General features: G+C 43.6%; 4 protein-coding genes and 1 pseudogene. All 5 read left to right on the top strand.

Features of this window, described 5'->3' with window-relative positions; all coding sequences use genetic code 11:
- The first annotated feature begins 229 nt into the window (after window positions 1-229).
- A complete protein-coding gene (locus tag ACTNES_RS19760; RefSeq protein ID WP_291808617.1) occupies window positions 230-1,024 on the top strand; it encodes a CoB--CoM heterodisulfide reductase iron-sulfur subunit B family protein in 795 nt (264 codons plus the stop codon).
- The gene (locus ACTNES_RS19755; protein WP_019161507.1) at window positions 1,021-1,410 is read left to right on the top strand and encodes a 4Fe-4S dicluster domain-containing protein; all 390 of its coding nucleotides are present in this window, start codon (window positions 1,021-1,023) and stop codon (window positions 1,408-1,410) included. Before ACTNES_RS19760 ends, ACTNES_RS19755 begins: the two co-directional genes overlap by 4 nt.
- Before the next feature lie 5 nt (window positions 1,411-1,415).
- Window positions 1,416-3,404 carry a CoB--CoM heterodisulfide reductase iron-sulfur subunit A family protein gene (locus ACTNES_RS19750; protein WP_291808611.1) on the top strand — a complete coding sequence of 663 codons (1,989 nt, stop codon included), beginning with the start codon at window positions 1,416-1,418 and terminating at the stop codon, window positions 3,402-3,404.
- On the top strand, window positions 3,395-3,838 hold the full coding sequence (locus tag ACTNES_RS19745; RefSeq protein ID WP_008703025.1) for a hydrogenase iron-sulfur subunit: 444 nt from the start codon (window positions 3,395-3,397) through the stop codon (window positions 3,836-3,838). Before ACTNES_RS19750 ends, ACTNES_RS19745 begins: the two co-directional genes overlap by 10 nt.
- Window positions 3,826-4,109: pseudogene (locus ACTNES_RS19740) on the top strand (4Fe-4S dicluster domain-containing protein); the annotation flags it as partial. The gene ACTNES_RS19745 and the pseudogene ACTNES_RS19740, both read left to right, overlap by 13 nt.

The following is a 4,109-nucleotide window of genomic DNA, read 5'->3' as shown; positions in this document are numbered from 1 at the left end:
GATACACTCCTTTCCTTGCGGAGGAAGGGTGTGCGAACTCTTTTATTTTCTATGTCTAAACAAAGATATAAAAAGTAATTGTATTAGACTTGATTTATATTTTTGTCTAAATATTGTTAAAAAAAAGACAAAGATTAGCAGGCACTAACTGCTATCAAGAAAAGTATTAACAACTATATTTTAAGCAACACGAATTTACCTGAACAACTAAGAAAGGATAATGTTAAGTATGAAGTACAGTTATTATCCGGGTTGTACCCTGAGAAACAAGGCGAAAGATCTGGACGAATATGCCAGAGCCAGCGCCAGAGCACTTGGGTTTGAACTGGAAGAAATCGAAGACTGGCAGTGCTGTGGAGGTGTTTATCCTCTGGGAACTGACGAAATCGCTACGAAGCTTTCTTCCGTACGTGCTCTTAATCAGGCCAAAGAAAAGGGCCAGGATCTGGTAACAATCTGCTCTGCCTGTCATCACGTGATCAAACGTGTCAATGATGATATGAAAAATGTGGAAGATATCCGCACCAGAGCAAATAATTACATGCAGCTTGATGAGCCTTATGCAGGCGAGACAACAGTGCTCCATTATCTGGAAGTACTTCGCGACAAAGTCGGTTTCGACAAGCTGAAAGAGAAAGTGGTAAACCCGCTTACAGGAAAGAAAATCGGAGCCTATTACGGATGCCTCTTATTACGTCCGGGCAAGATTATGGCTTTCGATGATCCGGAGAATCCAACCATTATGGAAGATTTTATTCGTGCACTTGGTGCAGAACCGGTGATCTATCCATACAGAAATGAATGCTGCGGCGGTTACATTTCTCTCAAAGAAAAAGAAATGTCCCAGAACATGTGTCAGAAAATCGAAGACAGTGCCAAAGGCTTTGGTGCAGATATGCTGATCACTGCCTGTCCATTGTGTAAATATAATTTAAACAAAAACGCTTCCAGCGAACTGCCTGTATATTATTTCACAGAGCTCCTTGCAGAAGCCCTCGGAGTAAAAGAGGAGGTAGCAAAATGAGAAACGAACATTCAGCAGCAGAGAAGATCAAAGAAATCTCAGGAACAAATCCGCTGAAATGTATGAAATGTGGAAAATGTTCTGCTACCTGTCCATCCTTCAATGAAATGGATATCAAACCACATCAGTTTGTATCCTATGTTGTAAATGAAGATATTGAAGCACTTGTCAATTCAAAATCTCTCTGGAAATGTCTTTCCTGCTTTGCCTGCGTAGAGCGTTGTCCGAGGGATGTAAAACCTGGAAAGCTCATCGATGCAGCAAGACAGTTAGTTGTCCGCGAAAAAGGCGGCGATTATCTGAAAGCAGATGAGATCCCGGAACTTCTTGATCCGGAACTGCCACAGCAGCTTCTGGTAAGTGCATTCAGAAGATACAGGAGGTAGGAAACGTGCAGAGAATTGGTGTATTTGTCTGTCATTGCGGAAGTAATATCGCCGCTACGGTAGATGTAAAAAAAGTTGTTGAATTAGCTGCCAAAGAGCCGGGGGTGGTTCATGCAGAAGACTACCAGTATATGTGTTCAGAAGCAGGTCAGGCCAAGATTCAGGAAGCCATCAGAGAGAAAAAACTGACAGGCGTTGTTGTCTGTTCCTGTTCTCCCCGTATGCATGAGGCAACATTCAGAAAAGCAGCCGAAAGAGCCGGACTGAACCCATACATGGTGGAGATCGCAAATATCCGTGAGCACTGCTCCTGGATCCACAAGGATATGGAAGAGGCTACAAAGAAAGCCGTAATCCTTGCCAGAGCAGCAATCGCAAAAGTGAATTTAAATGCTCCTCTTCAGCCGGGAGAGAGCCGTGTTACAAAGAGAGCACTGATCATCGGCGGCGGTATTGCCGGAATCCAGACAGCCCTGGATATCGCAGATGCAGGATATGAAGTAGATATTGTAGAGAAAACTCCAAGTATCGGCGGAAGAATGTCACAGCTTGATAAAACATTTCCTACACTTGACTGTTCTGCATGTATCCTCACTCCTAAGATGGTTGAGGCAGCAGCTCATGAGAAGATCAATATCTATACATACAGTGAAGTAGAACATGTCAGCGGTTTCGTAGGTGATTTTACCGTTGATATCAGAAAGAAAGCAAGAAGTGTAAATATGGACAAATGTACAGGCTGCGGTGTCTGTCAGGAAAAATGTCCGTCAAAGAAGATCCCTAATGAATTTAACAGAGGATTAAACAACAGAACTGCTATTTACACTCCATTTGCACAGGCCATCCCAAATGTTCCGGTTATTGACCGTGAGAACTGTATTAAGTTCAAAACCGGAAAATGTGGAGTATGTTCCAAGGTATGTCAGGCAGGAGCCATTGAATACGATCAGCAGGATGAGATTGTAACACAGAAATATGGTGCCATTGTAGTTGCTACAGGTTTCGATACCATCAAACTTGACAAATACGATGAATATGCGTACAGCCAGAGTAAAGATGTGATCACATCTCTGGAACTGGAACGTATTATGAACGCAGCAGGTCCTACAAAAGGACACTTAGAGCGTCTTTCCGACGGAAAAGCTCCGAAAGAGCTGGTATTTATCCAGTGCGTGGGAAGCAGATGTTCCGATGACAGAGGAAAGCCATACTGCTCCAAGATCTGCTGTATGTACACAGCAAAACATGCAATGCTGATCCGCGATAAATATCCGGATACAAATGTAACAGTCTTCTATATTGATGTGCGTACCCCAGGTAAGAACTTCGATGAGTTCTACAGAAGAGCAGTAGAGCAGTACGGTGTAAACTACATCAAAGGACAGGTTGGAAAAGTTATTCCTCAGCCGGATGGAAGCCTTCTTGTACAGGGATCTGACCTGATCGATAATAAACAGATCCTTAAGAAAGCAGATATGGTCGTTCTTGCAACAGCTATTGAACCAAATCCGGATGTGCGTAAGATCGCTACCATGCTTACAGCAAGTATTGACACAAATAACTTCCTCACAGAAGCTCATGCAAAGCTTCGTCCTGTAGAATCTCCTACAGCAGGTATCTTCCTTTCCGGTGTATGCCAGGGACCGAAAGATATTCCGGAGACAGTTGCACAGGCCGGTGCTGCAGCAGTTAAGGCAATCGGTCTTCTTGCAAAAGATAAACTGACAACCAACCCATGTACAGCAAAATCCGATGAACTGTTATGTAACGGATGTTCTACATGTGCAAATGTCTGCCCGTATGGAGCAATCTCCTATGAGGATAAAGAAGTAAATGACCACGGTATCCGTGAAACAAGAAGAGTAGCCGTTGTAAATACAGCACTTTGCCAGGGCTGTGGTGCATGTACAGTAGCCTGCCCGTCCGGTGCTATGGATTTGCAGGGCTTTTCCAACAGACAGATTATCGCGGAGGTAGATGCAATATGTCGATAGAAACAAACGAAGAATTCAGACCTAAGATTGTGGCATTCTGCTGTAACTGGTGCAGTTATGCAGGTGCAGACCTTGCAGGAAGCAGCCGTCTTTCCTATCCGGCTGATGTAAAGATCATTCGTGTCCCATGTTCCTGCCGTGTCAATCCAATGTTCATCCTCCGCGCTTTTGAAAAAGGTGCTGACGGTGTGATTATGTGTGGATGTCATCCTGGAGACTGTCACTACAGCACAGGTAACTACTATGCAAGAAGACGTATGACCCTTCTTTTCTCCATGCTGGACTACATCGGTGTGGAAAACGGAAGAACAAGAGTAGAATGGGTTTCCGCTGCTGAAGGTGTGAAATTCTCCCAGACTATGAATGAGTTTGTAGAGAAGATCCATTCACTTGGTAAGAACGTAAGATTGGAGGATTTAAGATGCAGGAGCTGATAAATCGTGCAAAAGAACTTCTTGCTGACGGTACAGTTGCAAGAGTTCTGGGATGGAAAGCCGGAGATCTGCCTTATAATCCGGAACCGGCTTACTTTGAAACAGAAGAATCTCTGAAAGATTTTGTATATAACGGATTCTGCGGTGCAAACCTCAGTAAATATATGATCGAAGCTTCCAAACTGGAAGGCAAAACACTGGTTTGTTTAAAACCATGTGATACATACAGTTTTAACCTGCTGATCAAAGTGCATCGTGTAGACCGTGAGAA

This window comes from Blautia sp. HCP3S3_D9, from assembly GCF_052063845.1.
In the GTDB taxonomy this organism is placed as follows: Bacteria; Bacillota; Clostridia; order Lachnospirales; family Lachnospiraceae; genus Blautia_A.
Note: the sequence above shows the minus strand (reverse complement) of the source record. Positions and strands in the feature narration are given on the sequence as shown.

What these genes read in the sequence shown, in the direction of transcription:
- ACTNES_RS19760 (WP_291808617.1), top strand. Translation starts at nt 230, where the DNA reads ATGAAGTACAGTTATTATCCGGGTTGTACCCTGAGAAACAAGGCGAAA.
- ACTNES_RS19745 (WP_008703025.1), top strand. Translation starts at nt 3,395, where the DNA reads ATGTCGATAGAAACAAACGAAGAATTCAGACCTAAGATTGTGGCATTC.
- ACTNES_RS19755 (WP_019161507.1), top strand. Translation starts at nt 1,021, where the DNA reads ATGAGAAACGAACATTCAGCAGCAGAGAAGATCAAAGAAATCTCAGGA.